The 20,750-nt window shown below is 63.7% G+C and carries 23 protein-coding genes and 1 pseudogene; 9 read left to right on the top strand and 15 right to left on the bottom strand.

From position 1 onward, the window contains the following. Positions 1-124: 124 nt before the first annotated feature. Together BRSPCE3_RS34875 and BRSPCE3_RS34870 are read left to right on the top strand one after the other, a co-directional pair. A complete protein-coding gene (locus BRSPCE3_RS34875) occupies positions 125-511 on the top strand; it encodes a hypothetical protein (protein WP_244071506.1) in 387 nt (128 codons plus the stop codon). 46 nt (positions 512-557) lie between these two features. Next, a pseudogene (locus BRSPCE3_RS34870) lies at positions 558-1,059 on the top strand (GNAT family N-acetyltransferase). Between the two features lie 41 nt (positions 1,060-1,100). Here BRSPCE3_RS34870 and BRSPCE3_RS34865 read toward each other — a convergent pair. Then, positions 1,101-1,889, bottom strand: a complete 789-nt coding sequence (locus BRSPCE3_RS34865; RefSeq protein WP_244071504.1) for a BglII/BstYI family type II restriction endonuclease — start codon at positions 1,887-1,889, stop codon at positions 1,101-1,103. 129 nt (positions 1,890-2,018) lie between these two features. On the opposite strand from BRSPCE3_RS34865, the gene BRSPCE3_RS34860 reads away from it, so the two are divergent. Then, positions 2,019-2,657, top strand: a complete 639-nt coding sequence (locus BRSPCE3_RS34860; RefSeq protein WP_244071502.1) for an MT-A70 family methyltransferase — start codon at positions 2,019-2,021, stop codon at positions 2,655-2,657. Positions 2,658-2,690: 33 nt separating this feature from the next. On the opposite strand, the gene BRSPCE3_RS34855 is transcribed toward BRSPCE3_RS34860, so the two are convergent. The 8 genes from BRSPCE3_RS34855 to BRSPCE3_RS34820 all read right to left on the bottom strand — a co-directional run bounded on the left by BRSPCE3_RS34855 (position 2,691) and on the right by BRSPCE3_RS34820 (position 10,750). After that, entirely contained in the window at positions 2,691-3,836 is a 1,146-nt protein-coding gene (locus BRSPCE3_RS34855) for a DGQHR domain-containing protein (protein ID WP_244071500.1), read from the bottom strand. After that, on the bottom strand, positions 3,836-4,354 hold the full coding sequence (locus BRSPCE3_RS34850) for a hypothetical protein (RefSeq protein WP_244071498.1): 519 nt from the start codon (positions 4,352-4,354) through the stop codon (positions 3,836-3,838). The genes BRSPCE3_RS34855 and BRSPCE3_RS34850 overlap by 1 nt, the downstream gene beginning before the upstream one ends. Positions 4,355-4,613: 259 nt before the next feature. Then, a complete protein-coding gene (locus BRSPCE3_RS34845) occupies positions 4,614-5,030 on the bottom strand; it encodes a pyridoxamine 5'-phosphate oxidase family protein (protein WP_244071496.1) in 417 nt (138 codons plus the stop codon). A 3-nt stretch (positions 5,031-5,033) separates the two neighbouring features. Further along, a complete protein-coding gene (gene uvrB / locus BRSPCE3_RS34840; RefSeq protein ID WP_244071494.1) occupies positions 5,034-7,946 on the bottom strand; it encodes an excinuclease ABC subunit UvrB in 2,913 nt (970 codons plus the stop codon). Positions 7,947-8,056: 110 nt separating this feature from the next. Then, complete coding sequence (locus BRSPCE3_RS34835) at positions 8,057-8,263, bottom strand: hypothetical protein (protein WP_375710000.1); 207 nt, start codon at positions 8,261-8,263, stop codon at positions 8,057-8,059. Further along, complete coding sequence (locus BRSPCE3_RS34830) at positions 8,260-8,496, bottom strand: hypothetical protein (RefSeq protein ID WP_244071492.1); 237 nt, start codon at positions 8,494-8,496, stop codon at positions 8,260-8,262. The genes BRSPCE3_RS34835 and BRSPCE3_RS34830 overlap by 4 nt, the downstream gene beginning before the upstream one ends. 138 nt (positions 8,497-8,634) lie before the next feature. Beyond that, entirely contained in the window at positions 8,635-9,855 is a 1,221-nt protein-coding gene (locus BRSPCE3_RS34825) for an NAD(P)-binding domain-containing protein (RefSeq protein ID WP_244071490.1), read from the bottom strand. Next, on the bottom strand, positions 9,848-10,750 hold the full coding sequence (locus BRSPCE3_RS34820; protein ID WP_244071488.1) for a LysR substrate-binding domain-containing protein: 903 nt from the start codon (positions 10,748-10,750) through the stop codon (positions 9,848-9,850). The genes BRSPCE3_RS34825 and BRSPCE3_RS34820 overlap by 8 nt, the downstream gene beginning before the upstream one ends. Positions 10,751-10,861: 111 nt before the next feature. On the opposite strand from BRSPCE3_RS34820, the gene BRSPCE3_RS34815 reads away from it, so the two are divergent. Next, positions 10,862-11,095: a hypothetical protein gene (locus BRSPCE3_RS34815; protein ID WP_244071486.1), complete on the top strand. Its 234-nt coding sequence runs from the start codon at positions 10,862-10,864 to the stop codon at positions 11,093-11,095. Between the two features lie 122 nt (positions 11,096-11,217). Here BRSPCE3_RS34815 and BRSPCE3_RS34810 read toward each other — a convergent pair whose 3' ends face one another. Together BRSPCE3_RS34810 and BRSPCE3_RS34805 are read right to left on the bottom strand one after the other, a co-directional pair. Beyond that, positions 11,218-11,850: an SCO family protein gene (locus tag BRSPCE3_RS34810; protein ID WP_244071483.1), complete on the bottom strand. Its 633-nt coding sequence runs from the start codon at positions 11,848-11,850 to the stop codon at positions 11,218-11,220. Further along, positions 11,847-12,962, bottom strand: coding sequence for an MBL fold metallo-hydrolase (locus tag BRSPCE3_RS34805; protein WP_244071481.1), 1,116 nt, complete (start codon positions 12,960-12,962; stop codon positions 11,847-11,849). Before BRSPCE3_RS34805 ends, BRSPCE3_RS34810 begins: the two co-directional genes overlap by 4 nt. Positions 12,963-13,195: 233 nt before the next feature. Here BRSPCE3_RS34805 and BRSPCE3_RS34800 point away from each other — a divergent pair, with 233 nt between their 5' ends. Then, the gene (locus tag BRSPCE3_RS34800) at positions 13,196-13,903 is read left to right on the top strand and encodes a glutathione S-transferase N-terminal domain-containing protein (RefSeq protein WP_244071480.1); all 708 of its coding nucleotides are present in this window, start codon (positions 13,196-13,198) and stop codon (positions 13,901-13,903) included. Between the two features lie 114 nt (positions 13,904-14,017). Here the strand turns inward: BRSPCE3_RS34800 and BRSPCE3_RS34795 are convergent, their stop codons facing one another. Continuing rightward, the gene (locus BRSPCE3_RS34795) at positions 14,018-14,809 is read right to left on the bottom strand and encodes a crotonase/enoyl-CoA hydratase family protein (protein ID WP_244071478.1); all 792 of its coding nucleotides are present in this window, start codon (positions 14,807-14,809) and stop codon (positions 14,018-14,020) included. A gap of 89 nt (positions 14,810-14,898) precedes the next feature. Here BRSPCE3_RS34795 and BRSPCE3_RS34790 point away from each other — a divergent pair, with 89 nt between their 5' ends. Further along, positions 14,899-15,495 (top strand): TetR/AcrR family transcriptional regulator, encoded by a 597-nt coding sequence (locus BRSPCE3_RS34790; protein WP_244071476.1) that lies wholly within the window; start codon positions 14,899-14,901, stop codon positions 15,493-15,495. A gap of 20 nt (positions 15,496-15,515) precedes the next feature. Here the strand turns inward: BRSPCE3_RS34790 and BRSPCE3_RS34785 are convergent, their stop codons facing one another. From BRSPCE3_RS34785 to BRSPCE3_RS34775, 3 genes are all read right to left on the bottom strand, one after another. Next, complete coding sequence (locus BRSPCE3_RS34785; RefSeq protein ID WP_244071473.1) at positions 15,516-15,716, bottom strand: hypothetical protein; 201 nt, start codon at positions 15,714-15,716, stop codon at positions 15,516-15,518. A gap of 98 nt (positions 15,717-15,814) precedes the next feature. Beyond that, positions 15,815-16,255, bottom strand: a complete 441-nt coding sequence (locus BRSPCE3_RS34780; protein WP_244071472.1) for a hypothetical protein — start codon at positions 16,253-16,255, stop codon at positions 15,815-15,817. Between the two features lie 249 nt (positions 16,256-16,504). Further along, positions 16,505-17,179, bottom strand: a complete 675-nt coding sequence (locus tag BRSPCE3_RS34775) for an HAD family phosphatase (RefSeq protein ID WP_244071470.1) — start codon at positions 17,177-17,179, stop codon at positions 16,505-16,507. 314 nt (positions 17,180-17,493) lie between these two features. On the opposite strand from BRSPCE3_RS34775, the gene BRSPCE3_RS34765 reads away from it, so the two are divergent. The 3 genes from BRSPCE3_RS34765 (at position 17,494) to BRSPCE3_RS34755 (ending at position 20,709) form a co-directional block, all read left to right on the top strand. Next, complete coding sequence (locus tag BRSPCE3_RS34765) at positions 17,494-19,059, top strand: DUF1800 family protein (protein ID WP_244071466.1); 1,566 nt, start codon at positions 17,494-17,496, stop codon at positions 19,057-19,059. After that, positions 19,056-20,285 carry a DUF1501 domain-containing protein gene (locus BRSPCE3_RS34760; RefSeq protein ID WP_244071464.1) on the top strand — a complete coding sequence of 410 codons (1,230 nt, stop codon included), beginning with the start codon at positions 19,056-19,058 and terminating at the stop codon, positions 20,283-20,285. The genes BRSPCE3_RS34765 and BRSPCE3_RS34760 overlap by 4 nt, the downstream gene beginning before the upstream one ends. A 79-nt stretch (positions 20,286-20,364) precedes the next feature. Continuing rightward, positions 20,365-20,709: an endonuclease domain-containing protein gene (locus tag BRSPCE3_RS34755; protein ID WP_244071463.1), complete on the top strand. Its 345-nt coding sequence runs from the start codon at positions 20,365-20,367 to the stop codon at positions 20,707-20,709. The last annotated feature ends 41 nt before the right edge of the window (positions 20,710-20,750 follow it).

The following is a 20,750-nucleotide window of genomic DNA, read 5'->3' as shown; positions in this document are numbered from 1 at the left end:
CCTACGATTCTACGTTTCCGATTGCGTGATCCGAGTCCGGGCGTGACCCGCGTCACGTCATGCGTCGCCCCGCGCGGTTAGATTGGCGGCATCGGATCACCCGATTGCCGAAGGGATCGCCGCCATGAACGCCATCGCCGCACCGAAATCGCCTGCGCAGAATCGGCTCGAAGGCTTTGCGCTCACCGCCATCCTGCAGGGGCTGCCGACCTTCGCCGCCGCCGTGCTGGTGCTGAAGATGGTCGGCGCCCCGGAGATCGTCGGCGAGCGCTACGGCGCCGCGATCTATGTCGTGCTGGCGTCGCTGGTCTACGCCGCGATCACGCCATGGCTCGCCGCCAAATTCCCGCAACGCTTCGTGCATATCCATGCGCCGATGTTCTTCGACGCCGGCCTGTCGTTCTCAGAGAAGATCGCACGATGGCGCGGCCAGCCGGGCGTCTCACTGCAACTGATGACTACGATGATCATGATGTCGCTGCTCGCGGTCGCGGTGGTCAGCGTGGGGTGAGGCAGCGCCACTTGCGCGCCTCAACCGATCGGCCTTATCTGCGGCCATGCAGATCAGGGACGAATACTTCGAGGACGCCGCCGCGATCAGCGAGATCACGGCGACGGCCTTCGCGACAGCGCCGCACAGCAGCGGCACCGAAGCCCGGATCGTCGAGGCGCTGCGCCAGGCCCGCGCGCTGACGCTTTCGCTGGTGGCGACGTCCGACGACGGAAAAGATCGTCGGCCACGTCGCCTTCTCGCCGATGCAGATCGATGGCGTAGCCGGACGGTGGTACGGCCTCGGCCCGATCTCGGTCACGCCCGACTTGCAACGCCAGGGCATAGGCGGTGCGCTGATCCGCGAGGGGTTGGCGCGTCTCGCGGCACTGAATGCTGACGGCTGCGTCTTGCTCGGCGATCCCGCGTACTACAGCCGTTTTGGTTTCATCAGGGATCACTCGCTGACCTATGGCGGCACGCCGAGCCCGTATTTTCAGAGACTGGTGCTGAGGGGCGAACCGCCGAAGGGGGATGCGAGCTACCATCCGGCGTTCGACATCGAATGATCCAGCTAAACGTTGGGCGTTGAGACCAGAGCTTGTCCGCGTCAGTCTTCTTCACCATCATCGAGAAGCTTTTGAACGTCTGCCTGATCTTCGCCAAAGGTTACGATCGATGAGGGCAGGCCGATGAGAACTAGTGGGCAGGGGTTGCCTACGCCGCGCCTTACGCGGTCTTGCAGCTTGCTCCAGTGCGTCGTGGCCGCTCCAAATTTGTCCGATACGAATTGGTCGCTCCACGCATCCCGAAATGGGATCGGGTTTTTAGTGCGCGTCACGCGTTTCACAACGTCGCGAATTTGCCGTCGCGTCGGATTGAGCCCTATCCTCTCCATGTCATCGTGAGAATTAATATTCTTCTCATCTGCGAAGCGACGAACGAGCGTTCCGATGGAATCTTGAAGGCTCGCACCGCGCGTAATGATGATGCCGAGTGAGATGCCGCCGTCTGCATGCAGCCGTTTGAAGTTTTCAAGGTCGCGGTCGAAAAATGGATCCTTGTTGTTCCATTCGATTTCCAGTGCGATGGTGCCCGCATCGAACGTCTTTACGTGGTCGATCTCGTGGGATTGGGCCTCGCGCTCTACTCCGTCGATGATTTTCTGCACGACGAAGTTGTGCTTGCGCCACTCATGCCCTGCGAGGGCGTTCCGAAGCCGTTGGGTTCCTTTGGTTTCGCCGCCGCCTGAGCCGATGATCTCTTCGATCGGAATTGTCGACGCGAGCAATACGCTTTCGAGTCGCTCGGCAACTTCGGGGAAGTCGACTCCGAGAATTGCTTCCGCGTGAGAGCTGAATTCGATTTCGAAGCCGCGTTCCTTCAGGCGATCAAACATCAACCAGTACCCTGTCCCCACTCCAAATAATTATCCACTATCCATCTTGAGAACGTAACGTGAACATGATATTATGCGCTCGGCATACCGCGTATATCGTCCACTATGCCTAACGTCTTGGAGTCGCCGATGCTTTCCGCCGGTCAGGATTTGCTGCGTTTTGCGGATGGTCGCCGGTTCTCCACGATCCTGGCGGACCCCCCGTGGCAATTCACCAACAAGACCGGGAAAGTCGCTCCCGAGCACAAGCGTCTGTCTCGCTACGGCACGATGAAGCTGGATGAGATCAGCGCATTGCCGATCTCCGAGATCGCAGCGCCGACGTCGCATCTATACCTCTGGTGCCCCAACGCGTTGCTCCCCGATGGGCTCGCGGTCATGAAGGCGTGGGGCTTCAATTACAAGTCCAACATCGTCTGGCACAAAGTCCGCAAAGATGGCGGATCGGATGGGCGAGGTGTTGGCTTCTATTTTCGGAACGTCACCGAACTGATGTTGTTTGGTGTTCGTGGCAAGAATGCGCGGACGCTTGCGCCAGGGCGGCGGCAAGTAAATCTGTTGGCGACGCGCAAGCGGGAGCATTCGCGCAAGCCAGACGAGCAATACGACATTATTGAATCGTGTTCTCCAGGACCGTTCGTGGAGTTGTTCGGGCGAGGAACACGTAAGGGATGGTCGACATGGGGTAATCAAGCTGACGACGGCTATACCCCGACGTGGAAAACTTACTCGAACCATTCGCAAGCGAGGTTGATCGCAGCGGAATAGGTGCTTTGCACCAAGCCTCAATGCTGCGCGAGGTCAGCTCTGAACACCGGTATCCTTCAATAGCGTTTTATAGAGTTCTGTAGCTCCACTCGATCCTGGCAAAAATCTAGTAGGATTGAAGTCGGAGTCATCTAGTTTTACGTCGGCAAACAACTCTGCAAATTCGGTCTTGGTGACGAGTTGTGGCTTTGTAGTGAAGTGCAAATAGGCAGGCCGAAGGAATCGAATAAAGCCATTGAACCCATTCGTTCGCTTGATGATGTTTCCTTTGCCGCTGCCTTCCCAAGCCTTAGACCATCTTTCGCTCACGGCCGTAAAATAGTTCATCACAATTTGCAGAATTCTTTCGTCTTCGTCGCGGCGAAAAAATTCGTAAAAGATGCGCTTCGAGTTGGCAGATGCGAGCGCTGGCTCCCAAAAGCCATACCGTTTGCCGGCATCTCGATCTAAGAGGGGATCCTTCGAAATATAGGGTAGCAATCCCTTGACAATCGTAGCTTGGGATAGCGTCTCGCCAAATCGATTCTCCGTTCGAACTCCAAGCCGCTTTATTTGGTTATGGAAAGGACTTTCCTCTAGCTTATCCAGCGCGACGACGATTTCATGACACGTCTTCTCAGGACTTCGCGTCTTAGCGTACTCAAATAGATCATAAGCAAGGCTCTTATTTACCTTGGTCTGAGCGAGATTTACGATTGAGAAGATTGACGCCTCGGTTGCTTCGTCCGCGCCTATAAAAATCGAAATTGGAAGCTCGAATCCTGCCTTGCCAGCTTCCTCGAGTCCTTTTAGTCGATGCTGCCCGTCGATTATCGTAGCTACTTGATCTAGTGCTATGGAAAGTTGAGGCGCCTCCGTGTCAGTGTAATCGCTGACTTTGAGCAACAAAAAATCTTGTCGCTCCGTTTCTTGAATTTCTGCGCACTTTTGATCTATCGATATCACTATCGAGGTAGGAAAACACGCGTCGAGCGTGCCTACATACTTCTTTATGTCGGCGATGCGATTCTTGTTGAGCTTGCGCTGAATGCCAAGGTAGTCAGCATACTCATTTTCATATTGCATCCGACGGTAGTCGAATCTGCATATACGGAGCAGGTCGTCTGCACGAATTACTCCAACGTAGAAATCACCAATAGGTTGCTTAATCGAAAAGACTGGGATGACCAAGTTTTCCATTAGTGATCCCCCAGGTGTTCAAACTTGTTGATCAGCGTGCCCGCGCCCTCCCGAAGGCTATCTTCTACTGCTGGTGGTTCTAGGCGATCGAAAACAAGCAAAACATAATACAACACTGCGTAAAGCCCGTAGATCACAAAGCTGATGTTCACGAACCTTGGGCGTAGCGGTTGCGTCATGGAAGGTTCGAGCGCGTAGACAATCAAAATCAGTACGCTCGGAGCAAATACCAACAACATTAGATATTTTCGCGGCTCGAACCGGGTGAAATTCTCATATTCCTTCTGACAGAGCCAGAATAGCGTTCCGAAAAGCGAGAAGCTGTAAAGGTAGAGTTGTCCCGAATCGATTGCGCCCCAAAAGAGGTCGCCTGCGCTTGTCGTAGTTTGGCGTAATTGATCGATGACGCCGAGAGCGAAAAGCGGAATGAGCGAAATGATGCATACGAAGAACACTTCTTCGGCAGCCTTGCGATGCGCCCTCGAACTAGAAAAAAATTGCTTCAACCAAAACTTCATTCTAGCCCAACCAAGTCCCTATCTCCGCGAGCCGCCCCTGTTTAGTGCAGACTGCAGAATATAAATCGATGAGAACGTCATCCAGAACCGAAAAGTGTGCCTGCCAGTGCTATTGTAAGTCATACTTTAGGTTGCAATGGGATAATTGCAATATTCTCCGAAATTGTCGCGCCCCACCTCGAGCGTGAGGCGGGCCAAACTCCGGACCGAATCGGCAGGAGCCGGTGGGCGTTCGATGTTGTGAGGCTGGACCCATCGCTTAGATGACGCGCATCTCCTCGATCCGCGCCGGCACTGCACCGAAATCGCTGAATCTCACCCAGTTCGGCCGTACGCGGACATAGCCGATATTCGCCCATGCCTCCCGCTCCGGCCCGTCAGGCCAAGCCGCGAAATACACCTGCTTGCAGGCAGCGAGCTCGGCGCCGGTCGGGAAGTCGGCGGTGCCCTCGAGTTGCGCGGTTTGCTCGGCATCCCAGCCAACCACCAGCGCGGCGTGGGGATCGGCGCTGAGGTTCTGGTATTTGCGCGAGGTGGTCAGGGTGTCGAAGATAATTTCGATGTCGTCGCTGACCGCGATGCCGACGACGGCGGCCTGCGGCGCACCGTCGTGAACCGTGCTGACCACCGCGAGCCTATGCATCCGCAGGAAGGCGAGAAGCTCGGCACGCGTCATGGCCTACCGCTTCTTCCACCCGCCGCGCTTCCCCGGCGCTCCGCCGCTGCTCCGCGGGCTCGGCCCGAACTCCGGCCCCGACTGCCGCGAGTCGGTCGGCTGGATGATGCGGCTCGTGGTGCCAAACGGTTTGGCCGGCAGCGCGCCGCCGGGGCGGAAGGGGAGCGATTCCGGGCCGTGCATCTCGTCGAGGTCGGGCTTGTGCACCCGTGAGCCGGACTTGCCGCCGCGGCTGGCCTTGAGCGAGGTCTGGGCGGTCTTGTTCTTTAGCGCGGCGACCGGAAGATTGGCGGCATCGCCGTATTTCCTGGTGCCGGCATAGGCGCCGGCCTGCTTCTGCACATTGCGCTGCTTGGCGGTGGGATCGTCGACCACGGCCATCTCGGTGGCGCGCAGCCGCTTGACCTCGTCGCGCAGGCGGGCGGCTTCCTCGAAGTTCAGATCGGCCGCGGCCTCGCGCATCCGCGTTTCGAGATCGCTCAGCACGGCCTCGAAATTGTGTCCGATGCTGATGACGTCGTCGGCCATGCCGCCGTCGCCGATCTCGACCAGCACGTGGTCGCGCTCATAGACCGAGTTGAGGATGTCGCCGATCGACTTCTTGACGCTCTCCGGCGTGATGCCGTTGGCCTCGTTGTACTCGACCTGCTTCTCGCGGCGCCGCGTGGTCTCGGCCATCGCGCGCTCCATCGAGCCGGTCATCTGGTCGGCATAGAGGATCACCTTGCCGTCGACGTTGCGCGCGGCGCGCCCGATGGTCTGGATCAGCGAGGTCTCGCTGCGCAGGAATCCTTCCTTGTCGGCGTCGAGGATCGCAACCAGCGCGCATTCGGGAATGTCGAGACCCTCGCGCAGCAGATTGATGCCGACCAGCGCGTCGAACGCGCCGAGACGCAAGTCGCGGATGATCTCGATGCGCTCGATGGTGTCGATATCGCTGTGCATGTAGCGGACGCGGATGCCCTGCTCGTGCAGATATTCGGTCAGATCCTCGGCCATGCGCTTGGTCAGCACCGTGATCAGCGAGCGATAGCCGGCAGCCGCGGTGGCGCGCACCTCGCCGACGAGGTCGTCGACCTGGGTGCGGGCTGGGCGAATGTCTACCGGAGGATCAATCAGCCCGGTCGGGCGGATCACCTGCTCGACGAACACGCCGCCGCTTTCGTTCAGCTCCCAGCCGCTCGGCGTCGCGGACACTGCGACCGTCTGCGGCCGCATCATGTCCCATTCCTCGAAGCGCAGCGGGCGGTTGTCCATGCAGGAGGGCAGGCGGAAGCCGTATTCGGCCAAGGTCGCCTTGCGGCGGAAGTCGCCGCGGAACATGCCGCCGATCTGCGGCACGGTGACATGGCTCTCGTCGGCGAACACCAGCGCGTTGTCGGGGACGTATTCGAACAGCGTCGGCGGCGGCTCGCCGGGGCGGCGGCCGGTGAGGTAGCGCGAATAGTTCTCGATGCCGGCGCAGCTTCCGGTCGCTTCCATCATCTCGAGATCGAAGGTGGTGCGCTGCTCGAGCCGCTGCGCTTCCAGCAGGCGGCCCTGGTCGTTGAGCTGGTCGAGCCGCATCTTCAATTCGGATTTGATCGACTTGATCGCCTGCACCAGGGTCGGGCGCGGCGTCACATAGTGCGAGTTGGCGTACATCTTGATGAATTCGAGCTCGTCCTGCTTGTGGCCGGTGAGCGGGTCGAACTCCTCGATGGTCTCGATGGTGTCGCCGAACAGGTTCACGCGCCAGGCGCGGTCCTCATAGTGCGCCGGGAAGATGTCGATGACGTCGCCGCGGACGCGGAAGGTGCCGCGGGTGAAGTCGGCCTGGGTGCGCTTGTATTGCAGCGCCACGAGATCGGCGATCAATTGCCGCTGGTCGATGCGCTCGCCCTTCTTCAGCGCGAAGGTCATCGCGGTGTAGGTCTCGACCGAGCCGATACCGTAGATGCAGGACACCGAAGCGACGATGATGACATCGTCGCGCTCGAGCAGCGCGCGCGTCGCCGAGTGGCGCATGCGGTCGATCTGCTCGTTGATCGAGGAATCCTTCTCGATATAGGTGTCGGTGCGCGGGACGTAGGCTTCCGGCTGGTAGTAGTCGTAGTACGAGACGAAATACTCGACCGCGTTGTCGGGGAAGAAGTTCTTGAACTCACCATAGAGCTGCGCGGCCAGCGTCTTGTTCGGCGCCAGGATCAGCGCCGGGCGCTGCGTCGCCTCGATCACCTGGGCCATGGTGTAGGTCTTGCCCGAGCCGGTGACGCCGAGCAGCACTTGGGTGCGGTCGTTGCGCTGGATGCCCTCGACCAGTTCCGCGATCGCGGTCGGCTGGTCGCCCCTCGGCTCGTAGGAGGATTTGAGCTCGAAGCGGACGCCACCTTCGGATTTCTCCGGGCGTGGCGGCCGGTGCGGGGTCCACACCCGCATCGAGCCGTCGTCCTTGCGGAACTCGGGGCGGCCGTCGCGGATCAAATTCTCCAGCGCGTCGGCGGTCGCCTTGACGCCGAGCGCTTCCATCTTGCTGCGCGGCGGACGGGCCAGCGCCTCGTCGTCGTCCTCGGCGGTCGGCAGGCCGAGCTGCCGCGCCAGTTCCGGATCCAGCGTCGGGATGGTGGCCGAGGTGCCGTAATTGGCCTGCGGGGCTTCCTCGAGGCCGGAGGCATCGCGCTTGGCAACGCCCTCGCTGGTCTCGCGCGTCGACGCCCGCGCGCGATGCGCGGCAGCCTCGCCGCCGGCGCGGCGGTCCCAGGAATTGTCCGGCGGCGGCTGCAGACCGGTGCCCGAACCCATGCCGGCATCGCCGCGGTTGATCGCGGGATTGAGCAGTTCGGCAAGCGCAGGCCCGATCGGCTGGACCTCGGGCCGGTGTGCTTTGGATTTTGGGGTTTTGCCGGGCTTTTTCGGGGTGTTCGGTGTCTTCGCCATGGCCCGAATATGGGACGAGTCAGGCAGCGAGAAAAGGGCAATCGACGGCTGGATTGCCGCGCAGGCGAGGCTGCTGACAGCAGGGTGTCAGCAGCAAGGCAGTCGGGCGCTCAGGCCCGCGGCCGGTCGACGATATCGAGATGAATTCCGCCGCAGCCGTCGCAGCGCATGGTCCAGTATTCGGCGGCACGGCCGGGAATCACCCGCAGCAAAGAGAGCCGGGCGGCGCATTCCGGGCAGCTGGTGCGGACCTGTGCCGGCCAGACCGGATCCGGCTCGCATTGCGCAACGGCGGCAATCACGACGTTGCCGGTCACGCCGACACTTTGGCCACCGGCAAGGTCATGCCAGACCGTTGTGGGAACCGGTCGATAGCTCTCTTCGCGTCGTCGATCGCCGCATCCGGATCGGACCACGCAAAGCCGATGTCGAGCGTCGGAAACGGCATGCCATCGATCACGACCGGCTTTTGATCGACCCGTTGAATCCTGGCGTGCCATTGCCCCTTCCCCACCTCGAACGACTTGATCTCAAAACCGCTGTAAATCATGGCGACCTCGGGATGCCCTTCTCATAGGAAGCACGGGCGCACGGTGCCCTCTGTGAACTAGATCACAAGTCGCGCGGTTTATTTCCGCGCGGCAAAGCAATTCCAGCGGTTTGCCGTGATGTCCTCGGACGAACCGTCCTAGCCGCGGGCTGCGATGTGATCGGCGAGCGCGGCCGCGTCGTCACCGACGCCCGACAGGAAGGAGGATTTCATCTTCGACAGCCATTGCAGCCCGAGGAAATAGAGACCCGGCACGTCGGAGACGCCGTGGCGGTGTCGGGGTGCTCCGTCGGCATCCAGCACCGGTATGTCGATCCAGTTGAGGTCGAGGCCATAGCCGGTGGCCCAAATCACCGAGTTGATCCGCTCGGCGCGGAGGTCGATCGCATCAAGCGGCGCGGTGAGACACGGCGGATCGGGCAGGCGGGCGCGCGCCAACGGATCGTCGGGACGCTCGAGGCCGCGGCCCGCGATGAAGTCGTCGACGATCCCGAGGAATGTCGCGTAGTAGGCGTCGCCATTGGCGATGTTGGTCGCGAGATCGGGCGCGATCTCGAGCACGCCGTCGCGGGCCGCCGTGATGCGGCCGAGCAGCGTCACGCCGTCGGCGGCGAAGCGGCGGAAATCGATGGTGTGACCGCCATGCGCGCCCGAGATCACCGGCAGCAGGCGCGTTGGGCCGCGCTGCTCGACCGGCGTCTCGTCGATGCCCATCTCGGCCAGCCACCAGAACAGGTCGCGCCCGCGATAGCGGCGCGGCAGGCGGTTATGACGGCCGACCGACAGGAAGACCCGGCGGCCGGCGCGCGCCAGCTCGTCGGTGATCTGCGCGCCCGAGGCGCCGGCGCCGATCACCAGCACCGCACCGTCGGGCAATTGCGCGGGACTTTTGTAGTTGCTGGCATGGACCTGAAACAGGCCGGGATGCTCGCGCAGCAATTCGGGCCGCAGCGGCCGCTGGTACGGGCCGGTGGCAACGACGACGTTGCGGGCGGCGATGCGGCCGCCGGCAAATTCGGCGAGGAAGCCGCCGGCGTCGCCGCGCAGCCTGGTGACCTCGACACCGCAGCGGATCGGCGGCGCGACGAAGGCGGCGTAGGCCTCGATGAACGCGATAATGGATGCGGTGTCCGAGAAGCCGTCGGGATCGCTGTGCGGAAACGCGAACTCCGGCAGTCGCACCGACCAGTTCGGAAACTGGAACATCAATCCGTCCCAGCGTTCGCTGCGCCAGCGCTCGGCGATGCGACGTCGCTCCAGCACGAGATGGGCGATGCCGCGCTGCTTCAGCCGATGGCTCATGGTGAGCCCGGCCTGGCCGCCGCCGATCACCAGCGTGTCGATGGTCTCATCATGCACGGCGCGTTCCCTTGCGGCGGGCGGCGGGTTCCGCCGCCGCGCGGATGATCCAGCGCCGGAACGCGGCGAAATCGCGCTGCTCGGCGTGGAAGCCGCGATAGACCAGATACCAGCGCATGCCCTTCGGCACGCTGAGGTCGAACGGCGCGACCAGCCGGCCGGCGGCGAGATCGTCGTCGATATAGGGCCGGATGCCCATCGCGATGCCGAGCCCGTCGCTGGCTGCCTGCAGCGCCTGGCCGTAGAACTGGAATTCCGGCCCGCGCGCCGTCAGGCGCGGCACGCCCGCGGCCTTCAGCCAGGACGGCCAGTCGTCAGGCGAATGCGCGACGCGGATCAGGCTCGGCCCTTTCAGGTCGGCGGGGCGCTTCAAGGTATTGGCGAGCCGCGCCGTGCACACCGGCATCAGGTCGGCGGCGAACAGCGGCTCGGCGACCAGGCCCGGCCACTGGCCGTCGCCGAGCTGGATGCCGCAGCTCCAGTCGTCGGCGAACGGCACCGCCATGCCGCCGGTCGTGATGCGCACCTCGATGTCGGGCTCCGCTTTGCGGAACTCGGCGAGGTGCGGGATCATCCATTTCATCGCAAACGTCGGGCCGACGCCGACGGTCAGCACCCGCGAGCTGGCTGATGCCGTGACCTGCGCGGTGAGGCTCGCCAGCGCGTCGAAGATCGGCGTCAGTCCGCCTTGATAGGCGCGGCCGGCCGGCGTGGTGACGAGGCGGTTGGCCTTGCGCTCGAACAGCGCGACGCCGAGCCGCTCTTCCAAGAGATGCACCATCCGGCTGATCGCGGCGGCCGAGACGTTGAGCTCGCTTCCCGCCGCGGCGAAGCTGCCGGTCCGCGCCGCGGCCTCGAATGCCTTGATGCCGTTGAGAAAGAGCAGCCGCCGCATGAACCCTCAGGAAAACTGATGCAAGGGCAAGATAAACCAGTTTGCCGGACCAGGCCAAGCGGCGCAGAAATATGGCAGGCAACAATCCCCTGCTGACCCGGCGAGGACCACATGACTGAGACCTCAGACGCCCTGGTGCTCGATCTCGTGGAATGGGTCGCGCGCGAGCCGCGGCCTTACGCCGAGGTGCTCGAGGTCTGGCGCACCTCATGCCCGCGGCTGACGATCTGGGAGGACGCGGTCGACCGCGGCTATGTCGCGCGCCGTCCCTCGGTCGAGGGCATGCGGGTGATGGTGACCGAAACCGGTGCGACGTTTCTGCGCGCGCATGGGCGGATGCATTGAGGGCGTCGTCCGTTGCATCTAGCGTGCGAGCTGAGGGCGGGTTAGCGACAGCGTAACCCGCCGCCACGTGCGCGACCCGGCGGGCCGAAGGCGGATTACGCTTCGCTAATCCACCCTACGTACTAATGCGCCGGCTCGGTGAGCCGCGGCCGGATGATCTCGACCATGCGGTCGGCCGATGTGCCCGGCGGGAAGAAGCCGAGATAATTGCCGTCGCGGTCCATCAGATAGATGTAGGCGGTGTGATCGACGGTGTAGTCGCCGTCCTTCAGCGGCACCCTCGCATAGTAAACCTTGTAGGCATCGGCGACCTTGCGGATTGCCTCGGCGTCGCCGGTCAGCCCGATCAGCCGCGGATGAAACATCGGCACGTAGTCAGCAAGGTGCGCCGCGGTATCGCGCTCGGGATCGACCGTGATGAAGATCGGCTGCACCTGGTCGCCGTCACGGCCGAGCTTGTCGAGCGCGAGCCCCATCGCCTGCAGGTCGGTCGGGCAGACGTCGGGGCAAGTGGTGAAGCCGAAATAGACCAGCATCAGCTTGCCGCGGAACTCGTTGTCGCTACGCGCCTGGCCGGCCTGATCGGTCAGCGCGAACGGACCGCCGACCGGCTCCCTGTTCCACATCAATATGTCCATGATCTCGGCGGCGGAACGCGCCGATTGCCGTGGCGCATCGCCGGCCGGCGCGGGCGCCAGCGTCAGCCACAGTCCGGCGCCGGCGTACACGATGCCGCGCAGGATCGGCGCGATCATATGCCGAAGGAGAGGCGGCTGCCGGTTGTCGTGACCAGCACCTTGTCGCCCATCTGCGCGGTCGCCTCCTGCACGAAGTTGAGCCCGGAGCAATGCATCGGGATCAGCACGTCGGGATCGAGCTTCTTGATCTCGGCCACCACCTCGGTGAGGTAGTCCTTCGGCGCCGGTCCGAGATGGAAGCCGCCGACGATGGCGTGCACCTTCTGGATGCCCGATACCTCCTGCGCCTGCTTCACCGAATTGACGATGCCGACATGGCCGCAGGACGAGATCACGACCAGGCCGAAATCCTTCACGTTGAAGCAGGTGGCGTGCTCGTGGATGTGCTCGTCGGGCACGATCTTGCCGTCGAGCTCTGCCGGTAGATAGTGGCTGGCGTTGCAGCCGAGCCCATCCTTGATGCCGAACTCGACCCAGGTCTGCGGCAGCACGCGCTCGATGCTGCGGCGGGTGATCTTGCCGGTGGTGAAGGCGTGGCCGGCGATCACGGTCGGGGTCTCGCACAGCACCGTGGTGACGCGTTGCGCGGCGAGCTGGCGGCGATCCAGCGTGCCGAAATCGGTGAACTGGCCCTTGGTCGGCGTCGCGTTGACGCGGTGGCAGAAATTATCCTCGCCGCCGGCATAGAGCTTGACGTCGGCCGGCAGCCTGTCGCGGAATTTGTCGAGGAAACCATTGAGGCCGCCGAAATGATCGTAGTGTCCGTGGCTCACGATCAGGGCGTCGAGCTTGCCGGGATCGACACCGACCAGCTCCATGTTGTTGATCAGCACCTCCGGCGTGTAGCCGTAATCCAGCATCAGGCTGCGCTGGCTGCCCGCGGCCTCCGATTCCAGCCACAGCGACAGGCCCCATTCATTGTGCAGCGATTTGCGGAAGTCGGCGCCGCGCGCCGCCGGCGCGATCGAGACGCCATGCGCCTGCTTCGGCCGCAGGAACAGGTCGAAGCTGGAATCGACCAGCACGCGGATCGACAGTCTGTCGACGGTCGGCACCTCGATCGGCGCCGCGCTCGCGATCTCGACGCAGGAGAATGCGCCCGCCGCCGCGGCGCCGGCGATCGCCGCCGAGCCTTTCAGGAAATCACGTCGTGCCAAATCGCGTGTCATCGTAATCCCCCATGTTCTGAAAATTTTTCAATACCAAACACCCCGAGCCTAGGAGCAATCGCGGCGCGGCTCAATCGGGCGGTTGCGTTGTTTGCAGATCACATTCGCGCGCGGCGCAATGCGGCGCCATTGACTTGGGTGCGGTTATGCGCCCAACTTCATGCAATCGCATCTTTCTCGCGCATCTTTCTCGCCGATGCGTCAGCAATCCCCAGCAATGCAGGATCACGCCCATGATCGATCTCCACTATTGGTCCACGCCGAACGGACACAAGATCACGATGTTCCTCGAAGAGACCGGCCTGGAATACAAGGTCTTCCCGGTGAACATCGGCAAGGGCGATCAGTTCAAGCAGGATTTCCTGCAGGTCGCGCCGAACAACCGGATTCCGGCGATCGTCGATCACGCGCCGAAGGGCGGCGGCAAGCCGATCTCCCTGTTCGAATCCGGCGCGATCCTGCTCTATCTCGCCGAGAAGACCGGGAAATTCCTGCCCGAAGATCTCTACGGCCGCTATGACGCGATCCAGTGGACGTTCTGGCAGATGGGCGGGCTCGGGCCGATGGCCGGGCAGAACCACCACTTCCGCAACTACGCGGTCGAGAAGCTGCCTTACGCGATCGATCGCTATGTCAACGAGACCAACCGGCTCTACGGCGTGCTCAACAAGCGGCTCGCTGATCGCGAATTCGTCGCCGGCGAGTACTCGATCGCCGACATGGCGAGCTATCCCTGGGTCGTGCCCTACAAGAACCAGGGCCAGGAGATCGACGACTTCCCGCATCTGAAGCGCTGGCTGGAGACGATCGGCAAGCGCCCGGCGACCGAGCGCGCCTATGCCAAGGCGAAGGAGGTCAACCCGAATTTCGGCCAGCCCGCGATCCGCACCGAGGAAGAGCGCAAGCTGCTGTTCGGGCAGACCGCGGCGGTGGTGCGGTAGGGCGAACTCCTCCGTCATTGCGAGGAGCGAAGCGACGAAGCAATCCATCTTTCCCCGCGTGGTACGATGGATTGCTTCGCTTCGCTCGCAATGACGGTGTGGGGCGAACGGAGCTCACGCCCCAACATACTTCGCCGGCCGCCGCTCCTTCCATGCCGCAAGTCCCTCGGCGAGGTCGCGGCTCGGCACCAGCGCGGCGAATTGCTCGCACTCGACCAGCAGGCCTTCCGCAATCGGCATGTTGAGCCCGCGGGTCACCGCGGTGATGGTGCCGGCAACGGAGCCGGGCGAATGCCTGGTGATGCGGCCGGCGAGCTTGCGGGCGGCGGTCAGCAATTGATCGTGCGGCACAACGCTGTTGATCAGCCCGATCTCGCGCGCGTGCTCGGGCGGGAACGGATCGCCGGCCAACAACAGTTCGAGGGCGCGCTTGCGCCCCGCCAGCCGCGGCAGCCGCTGCGTGCCGCCGAAGGTCGGCGGCATGCCGAGCTTGATCTCGGGCTTTGCAAACAGCGCACGGTCGCTGGCGATGGCGAGATGCACCGCCTCGGTGATCTCGCAGCCGCCGCCGAAGGCGAGCCCGTTGACCGCGGCGATGACCGGCTTCTTGAACGCCTCGAGCCGCGCGGTCATGGCTTGTCCGCGGCGGACGAAGTCGCGCACCGCGACGGCCGCGCCCTGCTTGACGCTCTCGGAAAATTCCTTGATGTCGGCACCCGCCGAGAACGCGCGCTCGCCGGCGCCGGTCAGGATCACGGCGCGCACTGTAGCGTCGCCCTCGATGCGGTCGAGCGCCGCCATCAGCTGGTCGATCAGCGCGTAGTTGAGCGCATTGAGCTGCGCGGGACGGTTCAGGGTGATCAGTGCGATCCCGTCGGTGATCTCGAGCAGGATGGGGTCGGGCATGGCGCAGTCTCCGGCATGGGTGTTCGTGGGGCCGAACCTAGAGGCTGACGGAATTTGTGTATATTCACTGGTGAGTATACATACGACGGATGCCCAGACCCTCCGAACCCACCCGCGAGCGCATCGTCCAGGCGGCGAATTCGCTGTTCTACAGCGAAGGTATCCGCCGCGTCAGCGTCGACGAGGTCGCCGCCAAGGCCGGCCTCACCAAGCGCACGCTGTATTATCACTTCAAGAGTAAGGACGATCTGGTCGCCGCCTATCTTGCCGCGCGCGACCAGCCCAACCTTGCGCTGTTCCGAAAGTGGTTCGCGGAGGCCGAGGGCGGCGTGCCGATGAAGGTCGAGGCGATCTTCAAGAACCTTGCGCGCTCGGCGCGGCATCCGAAGTGGAAAGGCTGCGGCTTCCTGCGCACCTCCGCCGAACTCGCCAACATGCCAGGCCACCCCGCGATCCGGATCGGCGCCGCGCACAAGAAGAAGTTCGAGGACTGGTTGCGCGCGACCTTCGCCGAGCAGGGGATCGCCGATCCGCTCAAGCTGGCGCGGCAGATCCTGCTGCTGCTGGACGGCTCATTCGCCGTCGTACTGCTGCATCGCGACGCGAGCTACATGGAAACCGCGGGCGAAGCCGCGCGCACGCTGATCGAGACGGCGCTGGGGAAGCCAAGGCGTAAGCGGGGTTGAAGGCCTGCGCGTTCGTCTCGCTAATGTTGCAGGGGCGCGATGCGCTCAAGGCGAGCCGCGCATTGATCGTTCAGAATATCACCAAGCCTGCCTACATCCTTGATCCCGAAATACACGTTGCAAAACGTCTCGGCCGGATGAAGGCAGGCAAGCTTGCGATAGAAAATTTTCACGTAGCGGCGGTCGCGAGAAAAGAACGGCTTGGATTCGTATGTGCTCAAGTCGCCCCTGACTTCGCCGAGCGACCCGACGGTGTATCGGACGCTTACATTTCCGTAGCTCCACAAGCCGGCATAGACGCGAGCGCCGTTGAGGTATCTCAAATCATATGCGGTGAAGCCGTCTGCATCTGCGAGTTCCCGAAGTACCTGAATAATCTGACGAGGAATCTTGTTCTGTCTACTCTGACCATCATTCGCTTCGTCGTGAGAATGTAAGCAAAAGCACCGCCCATGCGCAGCGCTATCAGCTGAGGTATGAAAGCAAACAAGACCAGTGCACCGACAACGATCCATCGCTTCCTAACGAGCCCTTCAATGGCGTATTGTTCTGGCGTTAGCGAGTAAATCCCGTGGTAGGCGATAAGCGCCAAAACAAGAGCGCCCACGGTTACAAATGAGGCTGTGCAGAAAAAGCTGCTGATCCTTCCCGGCGTGCCAATCCAGAGAACGCGCTCGCCTTCACCGAGCTTGGGTGTCACCCCGGAGGTGTCGAGCAGGTCGTTGGGTGGATCGAAAACTGACAGGCCGGGCTTGATCATCGAAAATGTTGCTCACATGCAAGGCATCGCCGGAAGTCGAAGATTGTCCCGCTGCATCTGAACCGTAGCGCAATTGAGTCCCTGATGCACGCTCCGCGAGCATCCGCCGTCAATCTTGCGGGCGGCAAAGCAATTTTGGGCCGAAGCGACGAAGCAATCCATCGTCCAGAATATGCGGAGCGATGGATTGCTTCGCGGAGCCTGTCATCCGGCGGCGCCTCGCGCCGACCGGGTAGCTCGCAATGACGGCTAAAGCGCGCCGCGCGCTTGCAGCAGCGCCAGCACCGCATTGAGGTCCGGCAGCACCGCCGCGCATTTCGCGCGGGCCTCTTCCGTCGGGGGCGCCATGTCGGGGACCATCAGCGTGATGGCGCCGGCGGCGTGGGCGGCGGCGACGCCGTGGTTGGAGTCTTCCACGGCGATGCAGGCCGCCGGCGTCACGCCTAGCTGCGCGGCGGCCTTCAGATAGAGCTCGGGGTTCGGCTTGCCGTGGGTGACGTCGTCGAGCGTCAGCAGCGTGTCGAAACGATCGCGGATGCCGGCAAGCGTGAGATGGCGTTCGGCGGTGCGGCGGGATGACGAGGTCACGATCGCGGTCCGGCGGTCGGCGGCGGCGAGGCCGTCGAGCAGCGCGATCGTGCCTGATTTGAGCGGCAGACCGGCATCGAACATGCGATCGCGGGTGACGATGAAGGTGTGATTGACCTCGGCGAGCGGAAACGCCGCGCCGTAGTGCTCGCGCAGCATCGCCTCGCAGACCGGGCCGGGAAGGCCGACCATGGAATGGCAGAGCGCGACGGCGTCGTCGGTGTAGCCGCAGGCGTTCAGCGCGGCGACCAGGCTGTCGAAATAGACCTTCTCGGTGTCGAGCAGCGTGCCGTCCATGTCGAGCAGGATGGCGTCGACGGTCCAGGGTGCGTTCACGTGCCGCTCGCCGCCGCTTGCTGTTCCGCGAGCTTCCGCAGGCATGACGGGCACAGGCAGTCGCTGCCGTCGGTTGGCATCGGCAGCCGAAAGCGCTCGTCGGAACACCAGCACGATCCCGAGAGCGAGCAGGAGAATTCGCTGCCGCATGCCGTGCAGGCCAGCCGGCGCGGTGAGGTCTGTTCGGAACGATCGTCTGACGAGAGGTCCATTCTAACCGCGATTTAATGCGCGAATTAATCTCGGGTTCATCCCGGGCCGCGCTATGATGCCGGCAACTGATATAGCCGGGATAGGCCGTTAAGGGAATTCTGATGGCCCGTGATTCGCAAGCCGCGCTGATTGCCCTCAACCGGTTTGGATTCGGCGCCCGCGGCGGCGCGGCCGGTGACTTCATCAATGCGGCCTCCGATCCGCGCGGTTTCGTGCTGTCAGAGCTCGTGCGTCCGAACGGCGCGCTGCTCGAAGTGCCGGGCCTGCTTTCGACGCCGGAGCTCGGCAAGCAGGTGTTCGACTATCAGGCCGAGATCAAGCAGGCGCGCGACGCCGCGAAAGCCGCGCAGCAAGGCGCCAGCGAGACGCCGCCGCAGGGTTCCGACGCGAAGCCGCAACAGCTGCGCAATCTGTCGCTGTCGACGGCCGCCAAGGAAATTGCCGGCAAGGATCCGGCGATGCAGCCGCAGGCGGCCGATGGCGCCAATGCGGCGATGCAGCCTCCGACGATGCAGACGGCGGCCGCTCCCCCGAAGCCGCCGGCGCAGCCGCTCAACATCATTCAGAAGACGTTCCGCGCCGAGGCGCTGGCGCGGCTGCAGCGCGGCGTGGTCGCCGATTGCGGCTTCGTCGAGCGGCTGGTGGTGTTCTGGTCGAACCATTTCTGCATCTCGGCCAACAAGGGCGCGCTGGCGCGGATGTGGGCCGGCTCGTTCGAGCGCGAGGCGGTCCGCCCGCACGTGCTCGGCCGCTTCTCAGACATGCTGAAGACCGTCGAGCAGCATCCGGCGATGCTGTTCTTTCTCGACAACCAGCAATCGCTCGGCCCGGACTCGCGCGCCGGCATCAACCGCAACCGCGGCCTCAACGAGAACCTCGCGCGCGAGATCATGGAGCTGCATACGCTCGGCGTCGGCGGCGGCTACACCCAGGACGACGTGACCTCGCTGGCGCGCGTCATCACCGGATGGACCTTTGCCGGCCGCCGTGGCCAGCTCGGTGCGCCCGGCAGCTTCGTGTTCAATGCCAATGCGCACCAGCCCGGTCCGCAGCGGGTGCTCGGCAAGACTTACGCGCAGGCTGGCGTCGCGCAGGGCGAGGCGGTGCTGGCTGACATCGTGCGGCATCCCTCGACCGCGAAGTTCATCGCGACCAAGTTCGCCCGCCATTTCGTCGCCGACGATCCGCCGCCCGCGCTGGTGGCGAAGCTGCAGGACAGCTTCACGAAAACCGACGGCGATCTCCGGGCGCTCGCCACCGCGCTGGTCGGAGCCGACGAGGCATGGCAGGCGCCCCTGACGAAGATGCGCTCGCCTTATGAATTCGTGGTCGCATCCGGCCGCCTGCTGGCGCGCAACCCCGAGGATCCGACCCGCTACCTCAACGGCCTCAATTTGCTCGGCCAGCCGCTGTGGTCGCCGGCCGGGCCGAACGGTTTCCCGGATACCACTGCGGCATGGGCGGCACCCGAGGGCATCAAGCTCAGGCTCGACATCTCGGCGCAACTCGCCTCCCAGCTCGCCGACAAGTTCGATCCGCGCGACCTGCTCGAGCTGGTTGCCGCCGACGCCGCATCGCCGGAGACGCGGCGCACCATCGAGCGCGCGGAGACGCGACAGCAGGCGCTGGCGCTGCTCTTGATGTCGCCGGAATTCCAGAGGAGATGACGATGGATTGCTCCGAGAGCCTGATGCTGCAGGCGACATCGCGGCGTGCGCTGCTGCTCGGCGGCGCATCCTTTGCCGCCTGGGCCTATTTGCCGAGATTCGCGCGCGCGGCCGACGGCCGCGATCCGCGCTTCGTCACCATCATCCTGCGCGGCGCGCTCGACGGCCTTGCCACCGTGGCTCCGGTCGGCGATCCCGATTATGCCGGGCTGCATGGCGCGATCGCACTTCGCGCCGATGGACCGAACGCGGCGGTGATGCTCGATCCATTTTTCGGCCTGCATCCGGCGATGCCGGAATTCGCGCGGATGTACCGCGCCAAGCAGGCCGCGGTGGTCCATGCGGTCGCGACCTCGTATCGCGATCGCTCACACTTTGATGGGCAGGATGTGCTGGAGAGCGGCTTCCCTGGTCCCGGCCGGGTGCAGTCCGGCTGGCTCAACCGCGCGCTCGAAGCGTTGCCAAAGGGCGAGCGGGTGACGAGCGCGCTCGCGGTCGGGCCGACCACGCCGCTGGTGTTGCGCGGCGCGGCGCCGACCGTCGGCTGGGCGCCGACCGCGCTGCCGCAGGCGGCCGACGATACCGCGATGCGGCTGCTTGATCTGTATCAACACCGCGATCCGACACTGGCGAGCGCGCTGACGCAAGGCCTGCAGCTCGAGAAGCAGGCGCAGGGCGACGAGATGAAGCCGAAGCCCGGCGGCGGCGGGGTGGCGGCGATGCGGCTGGTGGCGCGCGGCGCCGCGAAATTGATGGCGGCCGATGACGGCCCGCGGATCGGCGCGCTGGCCTTCGACGGCTGGGATACCCACGCCAATGAAGGCGGGCCGGTCGGCCGGCTCGCGCAGCTGCTCGGCGGGCTCGACGGCGCGCTGGCGGAATTTCAGAGCGGCTTAGGTGCGCGCTGGCGCGACACGGTGATCGTGGTCGCCACCGAGTTCGGCCGCACCGCGCGCATCAACGGCACCGAGGGCACCGACCACGGTACCGGCACCATCGCGCTGCTCGCCGGCGGTGCAGTCAACGGCGGCCGCATGATCACCGACTGGCCGGGCCTCAAGCCGGCCAATCTCTACCAGGCCCGCGATCTCGCCCCGACCATCGACCTGCGCGCCGTGATCAAGGGCGTGCTGCACGACCAGTTCGGCCTCGGCGAGCGCGTGCTGGCGGACACGGTGTTTCCGGACAGCGCCCCGGTGAAGCCGATGAAGGGGTTGGTGGCTTGACTCCTCAACCTCTCCCCGCTCTTTGCGGGGAGAGGTCGGAAGCAACGCATCGCGTTGCTTCCGGGTGAGGGGCAAGGCAATGCGGGGCCGCAAGGAAACGCCTATCCGACTCGCGAGACGATTGCGCACCGATCAAACGGATGCGGAGACTGTGCTTTGGAATCGCGTCCGCAACCGCCAGATCGACGGCCACAAGTTCGCGCGGCAAGTGCCGATTGGGAGTTACATCTGCGACTTCGTCTGCCGCGAGAAACGGCTCGTGATCGAAGTGGATGGCGGTCAGCACGCGGACTCGGCTGCAGACATGGTCCGGGACCGGTATCTGATTGGGGAGGGATATCGCGTGCTTCGCTTCTGGAACAACGATGTGCTCGGTCATATCGATGGTGTGCTGATTGCAATTCAAACCGAGCTACGTGGATAGAGCCCCTCACCCCAGCCCTCTCCCCGTGAAGAACGGGGAGA

This window comes from Bradyrhizobium sp. Ce-3 (assembly GCF_022835695.1).
In the GTDB taxonomy this organism is placed as follows: domain Bacteria; phylum Pseudomonadota; class Alphaproteobacteria; order Rhizobiales; family Xanthobacteraceae; genus Bradyrhizobium.
Note: the sequence above shows the minus strand (reverse complement) of the source record. Positions and strands in the feature narration are given on the sequence as shown.

Excerpts from the sequence above, each read along its gene's own strand:
- BRSPCE3_RS34865 (WP_244071504.1), bottom strand. The coding sequence starts at position 1,889 with ATGTTTGATCGCCTGAAGGAACGCGGCTTCGAAATCGAATTCAGCTCT.
- BRSPCE3_RS34760 (WP_244071464.1), top strand. The coding sequence starts at position 19,056 with ATGACGATGGATTGCTCCGAGAGCCTGATGCTGCAGGCGACATCGCGG.
- BRSPCE3_RS34755 (WP_244071463.1), top strand. The coding sequence starts at position 20,365 with ATGCGGGGCCGCAAGGAAACGCCTATCCGACTCGCGAGACGATTGCGC.
- BRSPCE3_RS34855 (WP_244071500.1), bottom strand. The coding sequence starts at position 3,836 with ATGGAAAACTTGGTCATCCCAGTCTTTTCGATTAAGCAACCTATTGGT.
- BRSPCE3_RS34815 (WP_244071486.1), top strand. The coding sequence starts at position 10,862 with ATGACTGAGACCTCAGACGCCCTGGTGCTCGATCTCGTGGAATGGGTC.
- BRSPCE3_RS34765 (WP_244071466.1), top strand. The coding sequence starts at position 17,494 with ATGGCCCGTGATTCGCAAGCCGCGCTGATTGCCCTCAACCGGTTTGGA.
- BRSPCE3_RS34830 (WP_244071492.1), bottom strand. The coding sequence starts at position 8,496 with ATGATTTACAGCGGTTTTGAGATCAAGTCGTTCGAGGTGGGGAAGGGG.
- BRSPCE3_RS34790 (WP_244071476.1), top strand. The coding sequence starts at position 14,899 with ATGCCCAGACCCTCCGAACCCACCCGCGAGCGCATCGTCCAGGCGGCG.
- BRSPCE3_RS34800 (WP_244071480.1), top strand. The coding sequence starts at position 13,196 with ATGATCGATCTCCACTATTGGTCCACGCCGAACGGACACAAGATCACG.
- BRSPCE3_RS34845 (WP_244071496.1), bottom strand. The coding sequence starts at position 5,030 with ATGACGCGTGCCGAGCTTCTCGCCTTCCTGCGGATGCATAGGCTCGCG.
- BRSPCE3_RS34810 (WP_244071483.1), bottom strand. The coding sequence starts at position 11,850 with ATGATCGCGCCGATCCTGCGCGGCATCGTGTACGCCGGCGCCGGACTG.
- BRSPCE3_RS34875 (WP_244071506.1), top strand. The coding sequence starts at position 125 with ATGAACGCCATCGCCGCACCGAAATCGCCTGCGCAGAATCGGCTCGAA.
- BRSPCE3_RS34795 (WP_244071478.1), bottom strand. The coding sequence starts at position 14,809 with ATGCCCGACCCCATCCTGCTCGAGATCACCGACGGGATCGCACTGATC.
- BRSPCE3_RS34780 (WP_244071472.1), bottom strand. The coding sequence starts at position 16,255 with ATGATCAAGCCCGGCCTGTCAGTTTTCGATCCACCCAACGACCTGCTC.
- BRSPCE3_RS34820 (WP_244071488.1), bottom strand. The coding sequence starts at position 10,750 with ATGCGGCGGCTGCTCTTTCTCAACGGCATCAAGGCATTCGAGGCCGCG.
- uvrB (WP_244071494.1), bottom strand. The coding sequence starts at position 7,946 with ATGGCGAAGACACCGAACACCCCGAAAAAGCCCGGCAAAACCCCAAAA.
- BRSPCE3_RS34850 (WP_244071498.1), bottom strand. The coding sequence starts at position 4,354 with ATGAAGTTTTGGTTGAAGCAATTTTTTTCTAGTTCGAGGGCGCATCGC.
- BRSPCE3_RS34860 (WP_244071502.1), top strand. The coding sequence starts at position 2,019 with ATGCTTTCCGCCGGTCAGGATTTGCTGCGTTTTGCGGATGGTCGCCGG.
- BRSPCE3_RS34805 (WP_244071481.1), bottom strand. The coding sequence starts at position 12,962 with ATGACACGCGATTTGGCACGACGTGATTTCCTGAAAGGCTCGGCGGCG.